Source organism: Ruegeria sp. YKSF131, assembly GCF_059612645.1.
Genome location: NZ_JBXWQZ010000002.1, coordinates 99,979 through 121,466 on the forward strand (window position 1 = coordinate 99,979; position 21,488 = coordinate 121,466).

A 21,488-nucleotide genomic window follows, 5' to 3' on the forward strand; every position below is an offset into this window, starting at 1 on the left:
CCGGCTTATTTGGACCACTCCCAGGGCCGGGTAAATGCGCCCAGCACTTTCGAGACATCGTCTTCCGAAGATCCGTTCGCGTCAAGCTGCGCGACAAGGCCACGCTTTTTATCGTCGATCACCAGAACAACCCGCGCAGCAAGACCCGCAGCGTCAAGAGCACCATTGTAGATGCGGGTGATGGCGTGTTTGCGCAGGTCCGGCTTGAACACCTTGCCGACCGCAGTTTTCGGCAACTCGTCAAGAATGGTTATATGCTTGGGTTGTGCGGCTCGCTCATGCACGTGAACTTTGCAATATTCCAGCAGCTCATTTTCAGTGACCGACGCCCCATCAACCAATTCGACAAAGGCGCAGGGCACTTCGCCCGAATGCGCGTCCGGCTGACCGATCGCTCCTGCGAAGGCAACTGCATTGTGACCCAGCAGCGCCTCTTCGATTTCGGCAGGATCGATATTGTGACCACCGCGAATGATCAGGTCCTTGGCGCGACCGGTGATCCAAAGGTAGCCGTCTTCGTCAAACCGCCCTAGGTCGCCCGTACGCAGGTATTTGTCAAAGTGATAAAGACCAATGTTCTTTTCGGCCTCTGTATACGTGTTGCCTGCATACACACCGGGATTCGAGATGCAGATCTCACCAATCTGATCAGTGCCGCACTCTGTCGGCCCATCCGGCCCGTCCAGCAGGATTTTGACATCCGTATAGGGGAACGGAATACCGATCGAACCGATCTTTTTCTCGCCATCCACAGGGTTGCACGAGACCAGACAGGTGGCCTCGGTCAGGCCGTAACCTTCGACGATGGTGACGCCCGTCGCCTCTTCAAAGCGGCGGAACAACTCCACCGGCAGTGGCGCCGAACCCGAAAAGGCGGTTTTCACGCTTGATATATCTGCATCCACCGGGCGTTGCATCTTGGCTGATATCGCGGTTGGAACAGTGATGATAAAGCTCACTTTCCAACGCTCGATCAGCTTCCAGAAATTGTCGAACACACCGTCACCGCGATAACCTGCAGGTGTCGGGAAAATCACATGTGCACCCGACGACACGGCTGCCATCACGATAACATGCACGGCAAAGACGTGGAACATCGGCAGCGGGCACATGATGACGTCATTCTCATCAAACAACAGCGTGTTGCCCAGCCAGCCATTGTAGATCAGACCCGAGTATTTATGCTGCGCCACCTTGGGCATCCCGGTGGTCCCACCGGTGTGGAAATAACAAGCAACGCGATCTTCATTGCTGTCCTCGAATGTCAGCGTCGTCGGTTGCTTGGCAAGTTCCTTGTTGAAGTTCTTGTAATCCGCGTGCGCCAGCTTTTCCTTTTCGCCCATCTTGGGGCGCAGGAAGGGAACCAGCCACGACTTGGGCGGCGTCAGGTACCGGTTCAGGTCGATTTCCAGAATGGTGTTGACCTTGGGCGCGTGGCGCACCGCCTCTTCTACCTTTTGGGCAACATCTGTTTTCGGGAAAGACTTTAGTGTAACAACCACTTTGGCGCCTGTCTCGCGCAGGATCGCCGCAATCTGCTCGGGCTCCAGCAACGGATTGATCGGGTTCACGATTCCCGCAACTGCACCGCCCATCATTGTAATCAGTGTTTCGTTACAGTTTGGCAGTACATAGGCCACCACGTCATTTTCACCGACACCCAGCGAGCGGAACAGGTTTGCCGCCTGATTGACCTTGCCCAGAAGTTCCGACCAAGTCAGGGTCTCAGCCTTGTCCGTGGGCCCGGACAGTAGCTGAAAACTGATGGCGTTGTGGTTGGGAAATCTCTCTGCCGTGCGCGACAGGAGCTGATGGAAGGTGACAGGCAAATCCCGATCCTCCCACGACATTTCCTGTTCCATGCGCGTTTTGTCTTCCAATCCCACAAAGGCCATGTGGTTCCTCCCGTTTTTCTCCCGTGTTTTTGCACGAGCTTGTTGTTCGCATCCAAGATGGAAGCAAAACAAACCTCGCGCAAGCGAGGCCTTAGCTTTGAAAGAGAGTAAACTGTAGAATGACGCTACGGCGAATTCACAAATGCCCGAGCGTCACTCCTATTCTGCTGCTACGCCATCGGTGAACTGCAACCGTGCGAGGCGCGCATATAGCCCATCCTGGGACACCAGATCATCATGGCTGCCCTGCGCCACGATACGGCCCTCTTCCAGAACGACAATGCGGTCGGCTTTCTTTACGGTGGCCAATCTGTGCGCAACAATCAGGGTCGTGCGGCCGGCACGCATCTGATCCACTGCGCCCTGCACTGCACGTTCACTTTCCGCATCAAGGGCCGAGGTCGCCTCGTCCAGCAGCAGCACAGGTGCGTCGCGCAATATTGCGCGGGCGATTGCGATACGCTGCTTTTGCCCACCCGACAGCATGACACCGCGTTCGCCGACAAAACTGTCATACCCATCGGGCAATGCGGCAATGAAATCATGTGCGATGGCGGCACGGGCTGCGGCTTCTACTTCGGCATCCGTTGCGTCCAGACGACCGAAACGAATGTTTTCGCGGGCTGAGGCGGCAAAGATCACTGGATCCTGCGGCACCAATGACATGTACTTTCGGAAATCTGTGCGATCCAGTTCCCGCAGATCATGGCAATCCAACATCACCCGGCCCGAATTTGGGTCATAGAACCGTTGAATCAATTGAATGATCGTTGTCTTACCCGCCCCTGACGGTCCGACAAAGGCAACGGTCTCGCCCGGGTTTACCTGAAGCGACAAGTGATCCAGCGCGATTGTATCGGGGCGCGCTGGATAGCGAAAACTTACATCTTCGAACCGAATCTCCCCTCGGACGTCCTTTGGCAAAGGAGCGGGTTTGGCCGGGTCCGAAACCGAATCTTCGGCATTCAGCAACTCGACAAGTCGCTCGGTGGCTCCGGCGGCGCGCTGAAGCTCGCTCCAAATCTCGGACAGGGCCGCGACTGAACCCGCCATGATGATCGAGTAGATCACGAATTGAATCAGAACGCCCTCGGTCATCACACCGTTGCGTACGTCATTTGCACCCATCCACAGAACGCCAACGATGCCTGAAAATACCAGAAATATCACAATCACCGTTAGCACCGCGCGCGTCTGAATCCGACGCAGTGAAACGGTATAGGACATCTCGGTCATCTCATCAAATTGCTGCCGGCTGGCCTGTTCGTGGGTAAATGCCTGCACGGTCTGTACCGCCCCCAATGCCTCGCCCGCGTTTCCGGATGACGCAGCGATCCAATCCTGGTTTTCACGGCTGATCACGCGCAAACGCCGACCCAGAATCAATATCGGCACCACCACCACGGGGATAAGCAGCAAGACAAGCCCGGTCAGCTTGGCCGAGGTCAACAGCATCAGAACCAGCCCGCCGATAAACATCAGCATATTGCGCAGCGCGATGGAAACGGATGAGCCAAGAACCGATTGGATGAGTGTCGTGTCGGTGGTGATCCTGCTCAACACTTCACCGGTCATGATGCGTTCGTAGAATTCGGGGCTCATGCCGATCACACGATCAAATACAGCCTTGCGGATGTCAGCAACCACACGTTCCCCCAACCGTGTGACCAACGCATATCTGATACCGGTTCCCGCAGCCAGAACAGCGGCAATGCCCAACGCTGCCAAAAAGTACCAGTCCAGCAATTCACCGTCCTGAATGCGGAAATTGTCGACGACGCGCCGCACGGCCAATGGCAGGGTCAGCGTCATGCTGGCCGTCAGGATCAGCGCCATTGTCGCCCCGATCATCAATTGCCTGTAAGGCTTCATGAAGGGCCAAAGCGACCCCAGCACCCCGATTTTCCTTGAGCGGGCCCGCTCTTCGCTAGCGCCAGGAGCCGCTGATTGTGCTGGTTTATTGGCGGTCTGTCTTGCCATGTCCGGCCCTTGTGAATTGAACGCTACAAAGTGAACGCTTTCTTGGCCCCAGCCGCCGTTCTGGTCAAGCATTCCTGCCAAAAACAGACAGCCATAAGGGCCATTTGACGCAGAAATTAGTGGGGATTGGAGCGGGTAGACGGAATCGAACCGACATAGCCTGCTTGGAAGGCAGGGGCTTTACCATTAAGCTATACCCGCAAATGGTTTGCGCTGGTTAAGTCATGCGCCGGGGCGCGTCAAGCGGGAAGTGTGAAAATTTGCACGACCAAAACCGTGATATTTCCCGGTGGAAGTACGGCCTTCAATCGTGACTGCGGAATATCCGCGTCGAGGAGAAAAACCGCTCAAGTTCCTCGATGCGCTCCTTGCTTTCTTCCCACCGTGCCTCTTGCACTTCAGCGATCAGGGTCTCCGATATCAGCTGCAATGCTATTGTTGAATCCCAGCTAGATGGCGCCTCGACCAGTGCGTGAAAGGTGTAATTGGCGGTCTTGCCTATCGGTGATCCCCATTGGTCGGTGAACAGGATAACCGTCACGCCGCGGCTTGATGCGACCTGCGCCAATTTCTCGAGATAGGCCTCGTATCGGCGGATATCAAAAATCACCAGAACCGAGGTTTCATCCATATCAAGCAGGTACTGCGGCCAAACGTTTGCCGAATTGCCCAGCATCGTCACATTGGGTCGAATAATCTGCATGTGATTGAACAGATAGTCCGCATTTGAACGCGTGATACGCCCGCCCACGACGTAAAGATGGCGATCCGTATTTGCCAGAAGCTGGGCAACGGTGTCGAACATCTCTTTGTCCAGACGTTCCAGCGTGTGGCGCATATTTGTCCAAACAGCCTGCGCAAACCGCGTTGTGGGATGCTCCGCCGCGTCATCCACAACCCAGGCATCCCGTTTCGAGATCGGCTTTTTGATCTGTGCCGCCACCTCTTCTCGCAGGGCGTCCTGCAGGGCGGGAAAACCGTCGAAACCCAGCTTGCGTGCCATACGTATGACCGTCGGGGTCGAGACCTGCGCAGCAGCTGCCAGCTTGGTGATCGATTGCAAGCCGGTCATTGGATAATCCTGCAAAAGTACCGAGGCCAGCTGCCGTTCTGACCGTGTCAGATCGTCAAGCTCTTCCTGTATCCGCTGTTTGACAAGTTTCGCAACGGTGGCCATCGGCACCTTCATTTCTCAAATTTTTTACAGGATATGATTGTTTGTAATTTTGTCTACAGTAATTTTCTTGACAGGTCTGAGGTTGCTGTAACAAATGCTTCTTATGCACCACGATTCCGAGACACCAATGCTACTTCCAACCGAAGCTCCGGCAGCCCGCGCGCAGAATGCCAACGGCCGGGCGCAGTGCGTTTTGGTATGCGAACATGCTAGCCGATTCATCCCAGCGTCATTGAACGGATTGGGCCTGACTGAGGACGCAGCATTGTCTCATGCAGCATGGGATATTGGCGCATTGGCGCTTTCGGTCGAATTGATGAAGGCTTTGGACGCGCCGCTGGTTCATTCCTGCATCAGCCGACTTGTTTACGACTGCAACCGCTCGCCTGAACGTGCAGATGCTATGCCGCAGGTAAGCGAAGTGTTTTCCATTCCCGGCAATGAGAACCTGACAGACACCCAACGCGCCCAAAGAATCCACGAGGTTTATGAGCCGTTCAAACAGCTTTTGTCGTCCACTCTGGACGCGCAGGACCGGCCGCCTGTCGTTGTCACGATGCACAGTTTCACGCCCGTCTACAACGGAAAGACACGATCAGTCGAACTGGGCATTCTTCATGACGAAGATGACAGGGCGGCCCAACTTATGCTGCGCTGTGCCAAGGGCTCGGGTCTGAATGCCGCGTTGAACGAACCTTACTCTGCCACGGATGGCGTCACGCACACGTTGCAGGAACATGCGATCAGTCGGGGGCTTCCGAATGTCATGGTCGAGGTTCGAAACGATCTTATCGACACACCAACGGGAGTAGACCGCATCGCCGGGATTCTGACGCCGATCCTGCAAACGGTAATTGATGCGTATTCGCACACAGAGGCGAAACAATGAGAGTTGAGGTATCGAGATGAAGTTCTTGCGGGGCTACGTGGCGGTCATTGATCGAACGAACCGCTGGATCGGACGCGTCGTCATGTACGGCATTTTCGTCATGATGGGTATTCTGTTCTGGTCTTCGGTCTCGAAAACCTTTTTCGTACCGTCGCTCTGGACACTCGAGATGGCTCAGTTCGCCATGGTGGCCTACTATATGCTTGGTGGCCCTTATTCGATCCAGATGGGGTCAAACGTGCGAATGGACCTGCTTTATGGCGAATGGTCTCATCGCCGCAAGGCCTGGACGGATGCCTTCACAGTCGTATTCCTGATCATTTATCTGCTCATCTTGCTGTGGGGTGGATGGGACAGCCTGATGTATTCTTTCCAATATGGCGGTGAGCGCAGCGCGACGATCTGGCGGCCCTACCTGTGGCCGGTCAAGCTGATCATGGTTATCGGTATCTTCCTGATGCTGCTGCAAGCCGTGTCCGAATTGTTCAAGGATATCTTGCGCCTGTGCGGCGACGATATCCCGCGTGAGGTAATCTGATGTCATACGAGATGATTGCCTTGCTGATGTTCGCATCAATGATGCTAATGATGCTGACCGGCCAGCGCGTCTTTGGTGCAATCGGCTGTGTCGCTGTGGTTTCAGCCTTGTTCCTTTGGGGGGATAGGGGCGGTTACGATCTGGGTTTTGCCGCTGCGATCAAGGTCATGAAGTGGTACCCGCTGCTGACACTGCCCATGTTCATTTTCATGGGGTACATCCTTTCCGAAAGCCGGATCGCAGATGATCTTTACAAGATGTTCCATGTCTGGATGGGCGGCCTGTCCGGTGGTCTGGCTGTTGGAACCATCGGGCTGATGGTTCTGATCTCGGCAATGAACGGGTTGTCCGTTGCAGGTATGGCGATTGGTGCCACGATTGCCTTGCCGGAATTGCTGCGCCGGAACTATGACAAGCGCATGGTGACCGGCGTCATTCAGGCCGGATCATCCCTTGGGATTCTGGTGCCACCATCCGTTGTTCTGGTTCTTTATGCCATGATCGCGCGGCAACCCGTTGGCCAGCTATGGCTCGCCGGAGTGATACCCGGGCTAATGATGGCTACCATGTTCATAATCTACATTGTCATCCGCTGCCGCATCAATCCGTCGCTCGGCCCGGTCCTGCCCGCGGAAGACCGCGACATTCCGTTGCGAGAAAAGCTGCTGCTGTTGCAAGCCGGGTTGTTACCCTTGGGCATATTTATGGTGATGATGGTCCCTTTTGTTAACGGTTGGACATCATTGGTGGAATCCTCTGCCATCGGAGCCACCACGGCCATGCTGGCCGCCTTTCTGAAAGGACGGCTGACACGCACGGTTTTCGAGAATTCAATTCGGCACACATTGGGCATCTCGTGCATGTTCATGTGGATCATTCTGGCGGCTCTGGCTTTTGGCGCTGTCTTCGACGGGTTGGGTGCGGTCAAGGCAATCGAAAGCCTGTTCACCGAAAAACTGGGTCTTTCCCCGTGGATGATCCTGGTTCTCATGCAGCTCAGCTTTATCCTGATGGGCACGTTTCTGGACGATACGGCCATGCTGGTTATCGTCGCGCCGCTTTACGTTCCGCTGGTGGGTGCGCTTGGCTTTGATCTTATCTGGTACGGCGTACTTTATACGATCACCACGCAGATCGCTTATATGACGCCGCCATTCGGCTATAACCTGTTCCTGATGCGCGCGATGGCCCCCCCGGAAATATCGCTGCGCGATATCTACAGTTCGATCGTTCCATTTGTTCTGGTGATGGTCTGCGCCTTGGCCATAATCATCATCTTTCCTGAAATCGCGCTTTGGCTGCCGAATTATGTCTATGGAAATTAAGTCACAAGACCCCGGCAAGGGGCGAAGTTCAGCAAGACTAAACAGAGGAGAAAAGACAATGACTACAAGACGCAGATTTCTAAGCTCCGCCGGTCTGGCGGGAGCCGCCACACTGGCCTCTCCTGCGATCGTCAAAGCGCAATCCGCCATCAAGTGGCGGTTCCAGACCTATGCCGGTGGCGCATTGGGCGAGCATGTGACCAAGCCAGCCATCGATTACATCAACGCCAATGCCAATGGCGAGCTTGAGATCGAACTGTTCTATGCGGACCAGATCGTTCCGACAGGTGAACTGTTCCAGGCCCTGCAACGCGGCACGATTGATGGTGTTCATTCGGACGACGATTCCATGGCTTCGCCTACTCCGCTGCGTCAATTCGGGGGCTATTTCCCCTTCGCTACCAAGCATATTCTGGACGTTCCGGTGCTGTTCAACCAGTACGGTTTGGCTGATATCTGGCGCTCGGAATATGAGAAGGTTGGTGTGACGTGGCTGTCGGCAGCGGGTCAGGACCCCTGCAACTTCAACACCAAAAAGGAAATCAAAAGCCTTGGCGACCTGGATGGGCTGAAGCTCTATACCTTCCCGACGGCCGGGCGTTTTCTTGCCAAGTTTGGCGTTGTACCGGTCAATATCCCCTACGAAGACGCGGAAGTGGCGGTGCAAACCGGTGAGTTGGACGGAATGGCCTGGTCGGGCATCACTGAAGACTACACCGTTGGCTGGGCCAATGTGACCGACTACTTCCTGACCAACAACATCTCGGGCGCGTGGATTGGGTCCTGGTTTGCAAACCAGGAACGCTGGGCCGAGCTGCCCGACCACCTGAAATCGGTTGTGATGGCGGGCGTCGAAGCAGGCCACACCTATCGTAACCAGTGGTACTGGGGCGGTGAAGCGGCCTTGCGCGCAAAGGGTGACAAGCTACAGCTGCGTCAGGTTCCGGCAGCGGAATGGAAAGAAGTGGAAAATGCCGCTATCGAATTCTGGGACGAGGTCGCACAGGAAGGCGAAATTCACCAGAAGATCGTTGGTATCTTCCGTGAGTATAACTCGGTCATTAACCAGGCCGGTGCCCCTTACACCTTCGATTGATATCAAAACAGGGGCGCTGTCATTCGGCGCCCCTACTCAACGCATGAGGTTTGTTTCATGACCGCAACTCTGACTTTCGAAACCCTGAAATCGCTTGTCGCAGACGGCGCGATCGACACAGTATTGGTTTGCATGGTTGACATGCAGGGTCGTTTGATGGGCAAGCGTTTTCATGCAGGTCATTTTGTGGCTGGCGCGTGGGAAGAGACACATTGCTGTAACTACTTGCTGGCCACGGACCTCGAGATGGCGACGCCGGATGGGTATGCCTCGACCAGCTGGGAGCGGGGTTATGGCGACTATGTGATGAAGCCAGACCTTAGCACATTGCGCCCGGTGCCCTGGCTGGAAGGCACCGCGATGGTCATGTGCGATATGCTGGATCACCACACCCATGAGGAAGTGGCACATGCGCCGCGTTCGATCCTGAAGAAACAGGTGAACCGCCTGAAGGCGATGGGGTATGAGGCGATGTGCGCCACCGAACTGGAATTCTTCCTGTTCGCGAAGAGTTTTGATGCAATCCGAAAGGAAGGGTTCCGCGATTTGGAGCCGATCTCGGGCTATAACGAAGATTATCACATTATGCAGACCACCAAGGAAGAGCATGTGATGCGCCCGATCCGCAACCACCTGTGGGATGCGGGCATTCCGGTCGAGAACACCAAAGGTGAGGCCGAGGCCGGGCAGGAAGAACTGAACATCAAATACGCACCTGCGATGGACACGGCAGAGTATCACTCGATCGCCAAGAACGCGGTGAAAGAAATCGCCTGGCAGCAGGGTCATGCGGCGACCTTCCTGCCGAAATGGCATCATGAAAGGGTTGGTAGCTCGTCGCATGTGCATCAGTCGCTATGGGCGGATGGCAAACCTGCCTTCTATGATGCCGGGGATGAACTGGGCATGTCGGCGCTGATGAAAAGCTATATGGCCGGCCTGCTGAAATACGCCGCTGATTACACGTATTTCATGGCACCGTACATCAACAGCTACAAGCGGTTCATGAAGGGCACCTTTGCACCGACACGGATCATTTGGTCTGTAGACAACCGTACGGCCGGGTACCGCCTGTGCGGGGATGGCACCAAGGCGATACGGGTCGAGTGCCGTATTCCCGGGTCGGACATGAACCCCTATCTGGCGATTGCAGGGATGCTGGCGGCCGGGATCGCAGGGATCGAAGAAGGGCTGGAGTTGCAGCCGCCGACCAAGGGCGATGTCTATCAGGGCGAGACGGGAAAGATCCCGGGTACATTGAAGGATGCACGCAACGCTTTGCACGGATCACAGATGCTGCGCGCGGCGATGGGCGATGAGGTTGTCGATCACTATACCCGTGCGGCTGAGGTCGAAATCGAGGAATTCGAGCGCGTGGTAACCGATTGGGAAGTGGCCCGCGGGTTTGAGCGGGCTTGAGAGGGAGGAAGCGAGGGGCCAGCCCCTCGCGCACCCCGGGATATTTATGGCCAGATGAAGCAGGGATCCTGCTCTCTTTAGAGATGGAGTAACTATGGGGCAGATGTTGCAATGTGTCTCGCCGATCGATGGATCGGTTTATGCGGAACGCGAGGTGCTGTCGCGGGAGGCTGCGTTTGAGATCGCGGCGCGGGCGCGGGCGGCGCAGGGAGCCTGGGCAGCGCGACCGTTGCAGGAGCGGATTGATCTGGTGATGGCGGGCGTCGCGGCTGTCGGCGCGATGAATGATGAGATCGTTCCGGAACTGGCGCATATGATGGGTCGCCCGGTGCGCTATGGCGGCGAGTTTGGTGGCTTCAACGAACGTGCCAGCCATATGGCAAAGATCGCCGAGACGTCACTGGCCGATATTGCCGTGGGTGAAGATGAAACCTTCAAACGCTATATCAAGCGTATTCCGCATGGGGTGGTCTTTGTGGTTGCCCCCTGGAACTATCCTTACATGACGGCGATCAACACGGTGGCGCCCGCGCTGATCGCGGGCAACACGGTTGTTCTGAAGCACGCAACCCAGACTTTGTTGGTTGGTGAGCGGATGGCGCAGGCGTTCCATTCGGCGGGGGTGCCCGAAGACGTGTTCCAGAATGTGTTCCTCAGCCACGACGTGACCAATGACCTCATCGCGGGTAACGCGTTCGACTTTGTGAACTTCACCGGTTCGGTCGGTGGCGGTCAGGCCATGGAGCGTGCGGCGGCGGGGACTTTTACGGGCGTGGGCACTGAACTGGGCGGCAAGGATCCGGGTTATGTCATGGACGACGCCGATCTGGACGCGGCGGTCGATACGTTGATCGACGGCGCGATGTTCAATTCGGGCCAGTGTTGCTGTGGGATCGAGCGGATTTACGTTCACGAAAGCCTGTATGATGACTTTGTCGCCAAGGCCGTTGAGATCGTGAAAGGCTACAAACTGGGCAATCCGCTGGACGCCGAAACAACCATTGGTCCGATGGCCAATGTGCGTTTCGCTGACGAGGTGCGCGCGCAGATTGCCGAAGCGGTTGAGGCCGGTGCGGTCGCGCATATTGAAGCCTTCCCCGAGGATGACGGCGGCGCATATCTCACGCCGCAGATTCTGACCAATGTGACCCATGATATGCGGGTGATGCGGGACGAAAGTTTTGGCCCGGTGGTGGGCATCATGAAAGTGTCCTCGGATGCTGAGGCCATCGCGCTGATGAACGACAGCGAGTTTGGTCTGACAGCCAGCCTTTGGACCCGCGATGTGGACCGCGCGGCGCGTGTGGGCGACCAGATCGAGACCGGCACCGTCTTCATGAACCGGGCCGACTATCTGGACCCTGGGCTGTGCTGGACCGGTTGCAAGAATACCGGGCGCGGCGGTGGTCTTTCGGTCATCGGCTATCACAATCTCACCCGTCCAAAATCTTACCACCTGAAGAAGGTCACGGGCTAAGGACGACGGCCTGCTCGGGTCTGACCCCCTCGCCCGAGCAGGTCTCAAATCACAAAGGAAACCTGACATGTCACTTGTTGGAAACTGGTCCTATCCGACCGCAATCAAATTTGGTGCCGGGCGCATCAAGGAACTGCCCGCAGCCTGTGCCACAGCCGGGATGAAGAAACCCCTGTTGGTCACGGACAAGGGGTTGGCCGATCTGCCAATCACTGCGGCGACGCTGGATATCATGGAGGCGGCTGGTCTGGGCCGCGGTATATTCAGTGACGTGGACCCAAACCCGAATGAGAAAAACCTCGACGCAGGCGTTGCGGCATACAAGGCCGGTGGGCACGATGGTGTGATTGCCTTTGGCGGCGGCTCGGGGCTGGATCTAGGCAAGATGGTCGCCTTCATGTGCGGCCAGACGCGGCCCGTGTGGGACTTTGAGGATATCGGCGACTGGTGGACCCGTGCCGACGCGGATGCGATCGCGCCGATCATTGCGGTTCCGACGACTGCGGGGACCGGTTCCGAGGTTGGCCGCGCCAGCGTCATCACAAATTCCGAGACCCATGCCAAGAAGATCATTTTCCACCCCAAGGTGCTGCCGACGGTGGTGATCTGCGATCCTGAACTGACGGTTGGGATGCCCAAATTTATCACCGCAGGCACCGGTCTGGACGCCTTCGCGCATTGTGTCGAAGCCTATTCGAGCCCGCATTATCACCCGATGAGCCAAGGCATCGCACTGGAAGGTATGCGTTTGGTGAAAGAATATCTTCCGCGCGCCTACGCAGATGGCAGCGACATTGAGGCCCGCGCCCAGATGATGAGCGCTGCTGCCATGGGCGCAACTGCCTTCCAAAAAGGTCTTGGTGCGATCCACGCCATGAGCCACCCGGTCGGCGCGCACTTCAACACCCATCACGGCACCACCAATGCGGTCTGCATGCCCGCCGTCCTGGATTTCAATGCTCCCGCCATCGCAGATCGTTTCCAGCAGGCTGCCGCCTATCTGGGTATCAACGGAGGGTTCGATGGCTTCCGCGCCTTTGTGCAGGAATTCAACGACAGCCTCGGCATCCCGCGAAAGCTGGCAGACATTGGCGTTACCGAGACATCAATCCCAACGCTCGTCGAAGGCGCAATCATCGACCCGTCATGTGGCGGGAACCCGATTGAGTTGACCAAAGAAAACCTGACACAGCTGTTCAAAGCAGCGCTTTAATAATACGAGCGCCCGGCGGGGAACCTGCCGGGCGCGTTAAGAACTGTTCTGCGGGAACCGGATCAATGCCCGGTCAGCACCAGCGTGTTGACGGGCATCAGGATCAGGCGCAAACGCAAACCTGCCGCATGGACCACGCCAATTGTGTCGACCACGTGCAGGAAAGCAGCTTTCCAAAAGCCCAAATCCTCGTGTTCCAGACGGTCATGGTTGTCGGTGTAGACATTGGCCAGACAGTTGCTGCCCGGAGGAAGGTCATCGGCCATACCTTTATACAGCGGCTCCATATAGACCAGAATCGAGCCGGGATTGGTGTTATTCTGCACATCCCGCAGTTCATCCGATGGACGGATCTGGCCGGACGGTATGACATCCTGCACCTCGACCACCACAGTGGGAATTACGGTGAATGGCTTGGTCATGCAGCCCAACTCACCGATCATACCTGGTTTGATCACCTGAGCAGACAGCTGGTTGAAAGCAGCCTGAAAACGGTCATGTCCGGTATGCGACGGAACGAGGATGCCCGCAGGACGCAACAACGGGCTCACGTAATCACCAACTTGCAGGCTAAACTGTTCGACCCGTCCGGTAACACCGGCGACAATCAGCGTTTTGTCCAACTCGGTCTGCGCGGCATCCAGCTGTGCAATGGCGCTGGCCAGTTGCGCGGGGATCAGCTCTTCGATCTGCTGTTCAACTGCCGCACGCCTGGATTCGGCCGCAACCACCTGCGCCTCACGCTCGGTAACAAGGTTTTCCAGCCGCTCGATCTCGGTCAGCCGGACAGCGCTTGAACCTTGGTCGCGCAGGGTCGTATTTCGTTCAAGATCGTCCAAGGACTGCGCCAAAGCCGCCTTGGCGCCGGCAATACCGGCATCAGCCTCGGCCAGATCAGTTTCAGCCACTTTCAGCGAGGCCTGAACCTGTGCGATCTGTGCATTTGCCGCCTGAACCTGTGCTGTCTGGCTGAAATCTTCGATCCTGAAAATCGGCTGGCCAGCAGTTACCAGTTCATTGTTCTTAACGAAAATTTCCGAAACACGGCCACCTAGCTGCGGCAGGATCGTCACGGTTCGAAAATAGGACGCTGCGGTTTTGCTGGCTGGGTGAAAATAAAACAGCGTGGTGATTACCGTCAGCGCCAGAATGGCACAGGTCGTAAGACCCCAGCGCAATTCGTACCACATGGTGAAAAGGGTGATCTCGTGACCGATACGTTTGCCCTGAACAAACCGGCGGAACAGATAATCGGGCAGCACCGTGATCAGGGCGCAAAGCAGGGTCTCAATCATGTGTTTTGTTCCTGAACGTCCGTGGATTCTGAAACGCCAGGGGTTGGCGCAGGTGCCTCGGGCACCGGTTCCGGAGCAATCGCACGTCCAAGAGAACGAATGGCATCGGCAATGTTTTTAAGCGGGGTTGCAAAATCCGGAAACTGGAACCCTGCGACTAGTACAGCGGCAATCCAGAATATCCCGTTATGAGTAAACAGGGCCAGCAGCGCCAGAATGCCCACCAACTGAAATTGCGGATGGTTGTTCTCGTGCGCCATTTTTTCCGGAACCGAATGAAGCGTCAGGTACCCAACACCGATCAGCACCACGAGAATGACAAAGAAGACGACCATAGCCGAAAAAAGGTAATCGCTTCCGTCAGCTGCGACGACGTATCGGGGAATGTGCCCAGTGGCCATTGGATGAAGATCTGCTGCGGTCACCTTGCCCTCCTGTTCGTTTTGATACTTCTTTGACCGGGTTGAAGCCCAAATTCAAGGCTGCATATATTTTGGAGAATCTTCGAAATGCCAAATGCTTGACCCAAAGAGCTAAATGAAGCCCAGAAAACTTGTGGCGAACCTGCTGCGGAAGGAACACAAATAATGATCGATTTCCTCGTCATCGGGGGCGGAATTGCCGGGTTGAGCGCCGGAGCGCGCTTGTCGCAATATGGAACCGTGATGGTTTTAGAGGCCGAAGACGCCTTGGGGTATCACGCGTCGGGTCGCTCGGCAGCCCTGTTTGAAGAAAGCTATGGTCCGCCATCCGTGGTGGCGCTGAACAGGGCTGGAGCGGCATTCCTGCGCACGCAGGACGGTGGGTACCTGACCCCGCGCGGACTGATGCTGATCGGTTCATTTGACCAGAGCGAAGTTTTCGAAGCCGACCGCAGAGACCTGAACATGGAAAGAATTTCGATGGATCAGGCGATTTCGAGCGTTCCGATCCTGAACCCGGCCAAGGTGGGTTTCGCGGCAATCAGTGAAGCCGCATTTGACATCGATACTGATCGTCTGTTGCAGGATTTCGCGCGGACCATTCGCAAGAACGGGGGAACCGTTGCAACCAAAAGCAAAGTAACCGGCATTCGAAAAGAGCGGCATTGGCTGGTCGAGGCCGGGCAGATCTTCGAAGCCCGCAATTTGGTGAATGCGGCCGGTGCATGGGTGGACGAAATTGCCATGCTTGCCGGGGTACCACCTATCGGCATCTCTCCTCGCCGCCGATCAATGGCGCGGCTGCCCGCCCCCGGAGGCCATGATGTATCCGGATGGCCCATGATGCTGGGCACAGGCGAAACATGGTACGCCAAACCAGACGCGGGCAAGCTGCTTGTTTCGCCTTGCGAAGCCGACACCGTACCACCTCAGGACGCCTATGCCGACGACATGGTGCTGGCCGAAGGTCTGGCGCGCTATGAAGAATTGATGACCGAGGCAGTAACACGAGTCGAAACGAACTGGGCAGGATTGCGCAGTTTCGCACCGGACGGAACCTTGGTGCTTGGGCCCGACCCGATTGACCCGTCGTTTATCTGGTCTGCGGGTCAAGGCGGGTATGGTTTCCAAACAGCACCAGCAGCTTCGCAGTTGTTGTGTGATCTTGTGATCGGAAACGCGCCGGTGCTGGATCCTGACAGTGTCAAATCGCTGACCACAAACAGGTTGAACAGATGATCAAACGCTATCTACCGCCCTCTGCGAGTGTCGCCAACGTGGGGGAGGATGGTAAACTTGTTGCCCCGGCAGCAACGCGGAACTCCGATGCGCTTTGTGCGGTGCTACAAGACTGGGCACCGCGCCGCGGGCACGCATTGGAGATTGCAAGCGGAACCGGTCAGCATGTCTGTGCGTTTGCTGATTTGCTGCCCGATCTGACGTGGCATCCCACCGAACCTGACCCTGAACGCCGCAATAGCATCGACGCCTATGCCAGCGCCTTACCCAACGTGGCAAGCGCCGAACATCTGGACGCAACGAATTCGGGCTGGCATGCGCGCTTCCCATCGCAGGACCTGATCGTCTTGATCAACCTGATACATTTGATCAGTTGGCAGGATACCAGAACCATTTTCGCCGAAATCGCTCAGTCCCTGACTGAAAACGGGAGGTTCGTTTTGTACGGCCCATTCAAACGCTCGGGCCAATTGACAAGCGACGGGGACAAAAGGTTTCACGAGGCTCTGATCGGACAAGATCCCGACATTGGCTACAAGAACGACAAAGATATGCTTGGCCTGTTCCAGCAGGTAGGGTTGCGCGTGCTGAAAACCATCGACATGCCCGCAAATAACCTTGCATTTGTTTCCGAGCGCCCTGCCAACTGATCGAGATCAAGGTCAACTTACCACTGCCCGCACATATTCCCGTTATCTTATATGAAAAAGGCACTCAAAATGGCTTGGCAAGAAAAGCTCTCGGCAACTCGTACAAGTTTGCGCAATCTCAACGGGGCCATTCCCGACACGTCGCGCGCATTCGGCGCACTTGGGAAGGCTGTGAAGGAAGGCGGAACGCTCGACTATAAAACAAAGGAATTTATAGCGTTGGGCATGTCGGTGTCGCTCCGCTGCGAGCCCTGCATTACCCTGCACACCGACGCGTTGGTCAAAGCAGGCGCAACACGCGAAGAGGTGTCCGACGTTTTGGGTATGGCCATTCAGATGGGTGGTGGACCAGCCATGATGTATGCTGCCAAGGCGTTGGAATGTTTCGACGAACTATCCGCGTAACCAACAGAAAAGGCCCCGGAAATTCCGGGGCCTTAGATTGATCAACCGTCCTTGCGGATGGTTTCGTTTTTCGGATCATAGGGGCTGTCGCATGTCACGACAGCATCCCACAGCTTGTCCTGCATCTTGACCTTCAGCTTGGTGCCTTCGACTGCCAGATCAGGCTTCACATAGCCCATCCCGATCGACTTCTCGAACGCGACAGAATAGCCGCCCGAGGTCAGACGGCCTACACGCTCGCCTTCTGGCGTGTACAGCGCCTCGCGGCCCCACGGGTCAGCATCGGCTGGACCGTCGATCAACAAGGTGCAGCACTTGGCGCGCACACCGGTCTCCTCCAGCTTGGCCTTGCCGTGGAAGTCCTTGGACAGGTCGACAAAGCGCGGCAGGTCGGCTTCCAACGGGGTCGCATCGCGGCCCAGTTCGGTGCCAAAGGCGCGGTAAGATTTCTCCTGACGCAGCCAGTTCTGGGCACGGGCACCAACCAGCTTCATGCCGTGCTTCTCACCGGCCTTTTCCAGCAAATCGAACAGGTAGTTCTGCATCTCGATCGGATGGTGCAGTTCCCAGCCCAGCTCACCGGTATAGGCCACGCGGATCGCGTTGACCGGGCACATGCCCAGCTCGATCTGACGGGCCGACAGCCACGGGAAGCGTTTGTTGGACAGCGCGGTTTCCGGGTCGGCGTCCTTGATGACTTCTTTCAGAACATCACGCGACTTGGGTCCGGCGATAGCGAAGACGCCCCATTGCGTGGTCACGTCCTGGATTTCGATGTAACCGAACTCCCCCATCTTGTCCTCGGCTGCTTTACGCAGGTAGTCGGCGTCGTACTCGGTCCATGCACCGGCAGAGACGATGTAGTAGTTGTTCTCGCCATTGCGGACGATGGTGTATTCGGTGCGGGTGGTCCCGTGCGAGGTCAGCGCGTAGGTCAGGTTGATACGACCGACCTTAGGCAGCTTGTTGCAGGTGAACCAATCCAAGAATTGGGTGGCACCGGGGCCTTTGACGACATGCTTGGTGAAGGCCGACGCGTCGATCAGGCCAACACCTTCGCGGATCGCTTTGGCTTCTTCGACGGCGTACTGCCACCAGCCGCCACGACGGAACGAGCGTGCTTCCTTGTCGAAATTCTCGGGCGCGTCCAGCGGGCCGAAATAGTTCGGGCGTTCCCAGCCATTCACCCAGCCGAATTGAGCACCGCGTGCTTTCTGGCGATCATAGGCCGGAACGGTGCGCAGCGGACGGCAGGCTTCACGCTCTTCATCCGGGTGGTGCAGGATGTAGACATGCTCATAGCATTCTTCATTCTTACGCGCCGCGAACTCGGTGGTCATCCAGTTGCTGCTGTAACGCTTGGGGTCCAGCGAGGCCATGTCGATCTCGGCTTCGCCATCGACCATCATCTGTGCCAGATAATAGCCGGTCCCGCCCGCAGCGGTGATGCCAAAGCTGAAACCTTCGGCCAGCCACATGTTACGCAAACCCGGAGCCGGACCAACCAGCGGATTGCCATCCGGTGTATAGCAGATCGGGCCGTTGAAATCATCCTTCAGGCCGGATTCGGCACAGGACGGCACGCGCTCGGCCATTGCCATGTACTGCTCGGCGATCCGGTCCAGATCCAGCGGGAACAGGTCGGCGCGAAAGCTGTCCGGCACACCGAATTCGAACTGCGCGGGGGCGCCGTGTTCATAGATACCCAGAATCCAGCCACCGCGTTCTTCACGCGCATAGGATTCGTTGTCGGCATCGCGGACAACGGGGTGCTCGGGGTTGCCTGCTTCGCGCCATTTGACCAACTCGGGGTCTTTGTCCATGACGATAAAGGTATGTTCCACCGGGATGGCAGGCATCTTGATGCCCAGCATCTTGGCGGTGCGCTGCGCGTGGTTGCCCGACGCGGTCACAACATGTTCGGCGGTGATCACGACCTGCTCGTCGGAAGGCACCAGGTTGCCGCCCTTTTCAACCATCTTGGTGCAGGTCACTTCCCAGTGCGTGCCGTTCCAGTGGAACGCGTCAGCCTGCATCTTGCGCACGATCTCAACCCCGCGCTGGCGGGCCCCCTTGGCCATCGCCTGGGTCACATCGGCAGGGTTAATATAACCGTCCTCGGTGTGATAGATCGCGCCCTTCAGATCCGATGTCTCGATCAGCGGCCAGCGTTCCTTGATCTGGTCCGGGGTCAGCCATTCGTATTTCACATCACAGGTTTCGGCGGTCGAGGCATAGAGCATGTATTCGTCCATACGCTCTTGCGTCTGTGCCATGCGCAGGTTGCCCACAACCGCGAAGCCTGCATTCAGGCCGGTTTCTTCCTCAAGCGTCTTGTAGAAATCCACCGAATACTTGTGGATATGGGTCGTCGCATAGGACATGTTGAACAGCGGCAACAGGCCCGCGGCGTGCCAGGTGGACCCGGACGTCAGCTCGTCCCGTTCGATCAACATCACATCGTCCCAGCCCGCTTTGGCCAGGTGATAGGCAATCGAGGTCCCAACGGCGCCGCCGCCTACGACCAATGCTTTGACTTGGGTTTTCATAACCGGGCGTCTCCCCTTGAAATCAGTTGACACCATATGGCGTACTTAAGGGGGATAGCGCGACATTCATCCGACCAGTGATATGAAAAAAACGACCCGAATATCGAAAGCGGGTCGCATTTCATTCGCCGCACCGCTGCCCTCAACCACTGGAGCGACAGCGTTTGCTTGTTCCGACCGAGACGCAGACCATTTTGCCAATTTCTTCCGAGGGATTCTTCACCGCCGGTTCCCGTGATGGCGAAGCCTGCGCCTCTGCCGCGAACCAGCCGTCAGAAAGACCGACACGCGAGGATACCGAGGCAAGATATTCCTTCATGCCCAGACCATTTTCCGATGCTTTTGCTTGCTGAACATAGTCCAACCCTGCAACGGCCAACCCGCAGATGGCTACAAACCTCGCCAGATATTTTGCGCTCATGTCGCCCATCCTCTGTCCTCAACCCCGTGAAACCAGAACATGTGGACGTTTTGAGGGCGTAAACACGGAACAGAGGCGAATACGGCTACGTGTCGTCCGACAAGATCTTGCCAGGATTCATGATGTTGTCTGGGTCCAGCGCGGCCTTGATCGCTGCCATGTACCGCGTGGCGGCGCCCAGTTCCCTGGTCAGATAAGGCCGCTTTCCCTGCCCGATGCCATGTTCACCGGTACATGTGCCTTCCATGGATATCGCCATGTCGTTCAGCCAGCCGACAAACGCCTCGGCCTTGGCAACTTCTTCAACGTTTTCCATGTCGATCAGCAGCAGCGTATGGAAATTGCCGTCCCCCACATGGCCCACGATGGGCGCCAACAAGCCGAGGCCAGCAGCTTTTTTCTGCGTTTCGGTCACACACTCGGCCAAACGCGAGATCGGTACGCAGACATCGGTCGAGATGCCCCGCGCACCGGGGCGCAATTGCAGACACGCCCAATACATATCGTGCCGTGCCTGCCAAAGTTTGTTCCGTTCTTCGGTGGTCGAAGTTGCTGCAAAATCTGTGCCACCAAACTCTTCGGCGATCTGACCAAAGGTTTCAGCCTGCTCTACGGCACCGCTTTCCGAGCCGTGAAATTCCAGCAACAACAAAGGTGTATCCGGCAGACTCAGCCCGGAATAGGCGTTGGCGGCCTGAACCGACAACTCGTCCAGCAACTCGATCCGGGCAACCGGGATGCCGTACTGAATTGTCATCATCACCGCACGGCACGCGGCGTCGACGGTCGGAAAGGAACACCGGGCCGAACTGATCGCTTCGGGGATACCCTGCAACCGCAATGTCAGCTCGGTGATGATTCCCAACGTGCCTTCCGCCCCGATCAGAAGACGGGCCAGATCATAGCCGGCTGAAGATTTCTTGGCCCGGTGCCCGGTACGAATGATCTGACCGTCTGGCATTACGGCTTCAAGGCTGAGAACGTTGTCTTTCATCGTCCCATAGCGCACTGCATTGGTGCCCGACGCGCGGGTAGCGGCCATCCCACCCAGCGACGCATTCGCCCCGGGATCAATCGGAAAGAACAGGCCCAGATCGCGCAAGTGTTTATTCAACGCTTCGCGCGTGACACCGGGCTGCACGACACAATCCAGATCCTCGGCATGAACTGCAAGCACACTGTCCATCTGTGTCAGATCGACCGAGATTCCCCCCGCCGGCGCATTTACATGCCCTTCCAGCGATGTTCCTGTTCCGAACGGGATCACTGGCACCCGGTGCGCCGCACAAGTTTTGACGATGTCCGAAACCTCTTGCGTCGAATGCGGGAAAACCACGGCATCGGGGCTTTGGTTTTCGATCCAGGTCGTGGTGTGCCCGTGTTGTTCACGGACAGCGGCACCCGTTTGCAACCTGTCGCCAAAGCGCTGCTTGAGAATGCCTATTACGGTTTCAATACCAGCTTCATTCCTTGGTAATGCGGTTGCCTGTACCATTGT

18 protein-coding genes and 1 tRNA gene are annotated in these 21,488 nt (G+C 56.8%); 10 read left to right on the forward strand and 9 right to left on the reverse strand.

Annotated elements, in window-relative coordinates; genetic code table 11:
- Positions 1-5 precede the first annotated feature (5 nt).
- The 4 genes from AC2FLZ_RS01420 to AC2FLZ_RS01435 all read right to left on the reverse strand — a co-directional run bounded on the left by AC2FLZ_RS01420 (position 6) and on the right by AC2FLZ_RS01435 (position 5,052).
- The gene (locus AC2FLZ_RS01420; RefSeq protein WP_496714877.1) at positions 6-1,895 is read right to left on the reverse strand and encodes an acyl-CoA synthetase; all 1,890 of its coding nucleotides are present in this window, start codon (positions 1,893-1,895) and stop codon (positions 6-8) included.
- 159 nt (positions 1,896-2,054) lie between these two features.
- On the reverse strand, positions 2,055-3,875 hold the full coding sequence (locus AC2FLZ_RS01425) for an ABC transporter transmembrane domain-containing protein (RefSeq protein WP_496881635.1): 1,821 nt from the start codon (positions 3,873-3,875) through the stop codon (positions 2,055-2,057).
- A gap of 127 nt (positions 3,876-4,002) precedes the next feature.
- Positions 4,003-4,076: transfer RNA gene (locus AC2FLZ_RS01430), tRNA-Gly, on the reverse strand.
- Between the two features lie 103 nt (positions 4,077-4,179).
- Positions 4,180-5,052, reverse strand: a complete 873-nt coding sequence (locus AC2FLZ_RS01435; protein WP_480482048.1) for a MurR/RpiR family transcriptional regulator — start codon at positions 5,050-5,052, stop codon at positions 4,180-4,182.
- Positions 5,053-5,155: 103 nt separating this feature from the next.
- Between AC2FLZ_RS01435 and AC2FLZ_RS01440 the strand changes: the two genes are divergently transcribed.
- The 7 genes from AC2FLZ_RS01440 (at position 5,156) to AC2FLZ_RS01470 (ending at position 13,009) form a co-directional block, all read left to right on the forward strand.
- Positions 5,156-5,941, forward strand: a complete 786-nt coding sequence (locus AC2FLZ_RS01440) for an N-formylglutamate amidohydrolase (RefSeq protein WP_480545787.1) — start codon at positions 5,156-5,158, stop codon at positions 5,939-5,941.
- Between the two features lie 16 nt (positions 5,942-5,957).
- Positions 5,958-6,479 (forward strand): TRAP transporter small permease subunit, encoded by a 522-nt coding sequence (locus AC2FLZ_RS01445; RefSeq protein ID WP_480475706.1) that lies wholly within the window; start codon positions 5,958-5,960, stop codon positions 6,477-6,479.
- Positions 6,479-7,804, forward strand: coding sequence for a TRAP transporter large permease (locus tag AC2FLZ_RS01450; RefSeq protein ID WP_480624546.1), 1,326 nt, complete (start codon positions 6,479-6,481; stop codon positions 7,802-7,804). Before AC2FLZ_RS01445 ends, AC2FLZ_RS01450 begins: the two co-directional genes overlap by 1 nt.
- 58 nt (positions 7,805-7,862) lie before the next feature.
- Positions 7,863-8,900 (forward strand): TRAP transporter substrate-binding protein, encoded by a 1,038-nt coding sequence (locus AC2FLZ_RS01455; protein WP_480475702.1) that lies wholly within the window; start codon positions 7,863-7,865, stop codon positions 8,898-8,900.
- 57 nt (positions 8,901-8,957) lie between these two features.
- Positions 8,958-10,319 (forward strand): glutamine synthetase family protein, encoded by a 1,362-nt coding sequence (locus AC2FLZ_RS01460; RefSeq protein ID WP_496881636.1) that lies wholly within the window; start codon positions 8,958-8,960, stop codon positions 10,317-10,319.
- A 94-nt stretch (positions 10,320-10,413) separates the two neighbouring features.
- Positions 10,414-11,796 carry an aldehyde dehydrogenase family protein gene (locus AC2FLZ_RS01465; RefSeq protein ID WP_496881637.1) on the forward strand — a complete coding sequence of 461 codons (1,383 nt, stop codon included), beginning with the start codon at positions 10,414-10,416 and terminating at the stop codon, positions 11,794-11,796.
- 67 nt (positions 11,797-11,863) lie between these two features.
- Complete coding sequence (locus AC2FLZ_RS01470; protein ID WP_480516124.1) at positions 11,864-13,009, forward strand: iron-containing alcohol dehydrogenase; 1,146 nt, start codon at positions 11,864-11,866, stop codon at positions 13,007-13,009.
- Between the two features lie 62 nt (positions 13,010-13,071).
- Here AC2FLZ_RS01470 and AC2FLZ_RS01475 read toward each other — a convergent pair whose 3' ends face one another.
- Both AC2FLZ_RS01475 and AC2FLZ_RS01480 read right to left on the reverse strand, forming a co-directional pair.
- Positions 13,072-14,304 (reverse strand): HlyD family secretion protein, encoded by a 1,233-nt coding sequence (locus AC2FLZ_RS01475; protein ID WP_496881638.1) that lies wholly within the window; start codon positions 14,302-14,304, stop codon positions 13,072-13,074.
- The gene (locus AC2FLZ_RS01480; protein WP_480476916.1) at positions 14,301-14,705 is read right to left on the reverse strand and encodes a hypothetical protein; all 405 of its coding nucleotides are present in this window, start codon (positions 14,703-14,705) and stop codon (positions 14,301-14,303) included. The genes AC2FLZ_RS01475 and AC2FLZ_RS01480 overlap by 4 nt, the downstream gene beginning before the upstream one ends.
- A gap of 186 nt (positions 14,706-14,891) precedes the next feature.
- Here AC2FLZ_RS01480 and AC2FLZ_RS01485 point away from each other — a divergent pair, with 186 nt between their 5' ends.
- From AC2FLZ_RS01485 to AC2FLZ_RS01495, 3 genes are all read left to right on the forward strand, one after another.
- Entirely contained in the window at positions 14,892-15,965 is a 1,074-nt protein-coding gene (locus AC2FLZ_RS01485; protein ID WP_480554008.1) for an NAD(P)/FAD-dependent oxidoreductase, read from the forward strand.
- The gene (locus AC2FLZ_RS01490) at positions 15,962-16,615 is read left to right on the forward strand and encodes a DUF938 domain-containing protein (RefSeq protein WP_480475690.1); all 654 of its coding nucleotides are present in this window, start codon (positions 15,962-15,964) and stop codon (positions 16,613-16,615) included. Before AC2FLZ_RS01485 ends, AC2FLZ_RS01490 begins: the two co-directional genes overlap by 4 nt.
- Before the next feature lie 69 nt (positions 16,616-16,684).
- Positions 16,685-17,020 (forward strand): carboxymuconolactone decarboxylase family protein, encoded by a 336-nt coding sequence (locus tag AC2FLZ_RS01495; protein ID WP_209504659.1) that lies wholly within the window; start codon positions 16,685-16,687, stop codon positions 17,018-17,020.
- A 41-nt stretch (positions 17,021-17,061) separates the two neighbouring features.
- Here AC2FLZ_RS01495 and AC2FLZ_RS01500 read toward each other — a convergent pair whose 3' ends face one another.
- From AC2FLZ_RS01500 to AC2FLZ_RS01510, 3 genes are all read right to left on the reverse strand, one after another.
- Positions 17,062-19,569, reverse strand: coding sequence for a GcvT family protein (locus AC2FLZ_RS01500; protein ID WP_480516118.1), 2,508 nt, complete (start codon positions 19,567-19,569; stop codon positions 17,062-17,064).
- 142 nt (positions 19,570-19,711) lie between these two features.
- A complete protein-coding gene (locus tag AC2FLZ_RS01505; protein WP_480516116.1) occupies positions 19,712-19,990 on the reverse strand; it encodes a hypothetical protein in 279 nt (92 codons plus the stop codon).
- Positions 19,991-20,075: 85 nt separating this feature from the next.
- The gene (locus tag AC2FLZ_RS01510) at positions 20,076-21,485 is read right to left on the reverse strand and encodes an FAD-binding oxidoreductase (RefSeq protein WP_480554007.1); all 1,410 of its coding nucleotides are present in this window, start codon (positions 21,483-21,485) and stop codon (positions 20,076-20,078) included.
- Between the last annotated feature and the right edge of the window lie 3 nt (positions 21,486-21,488).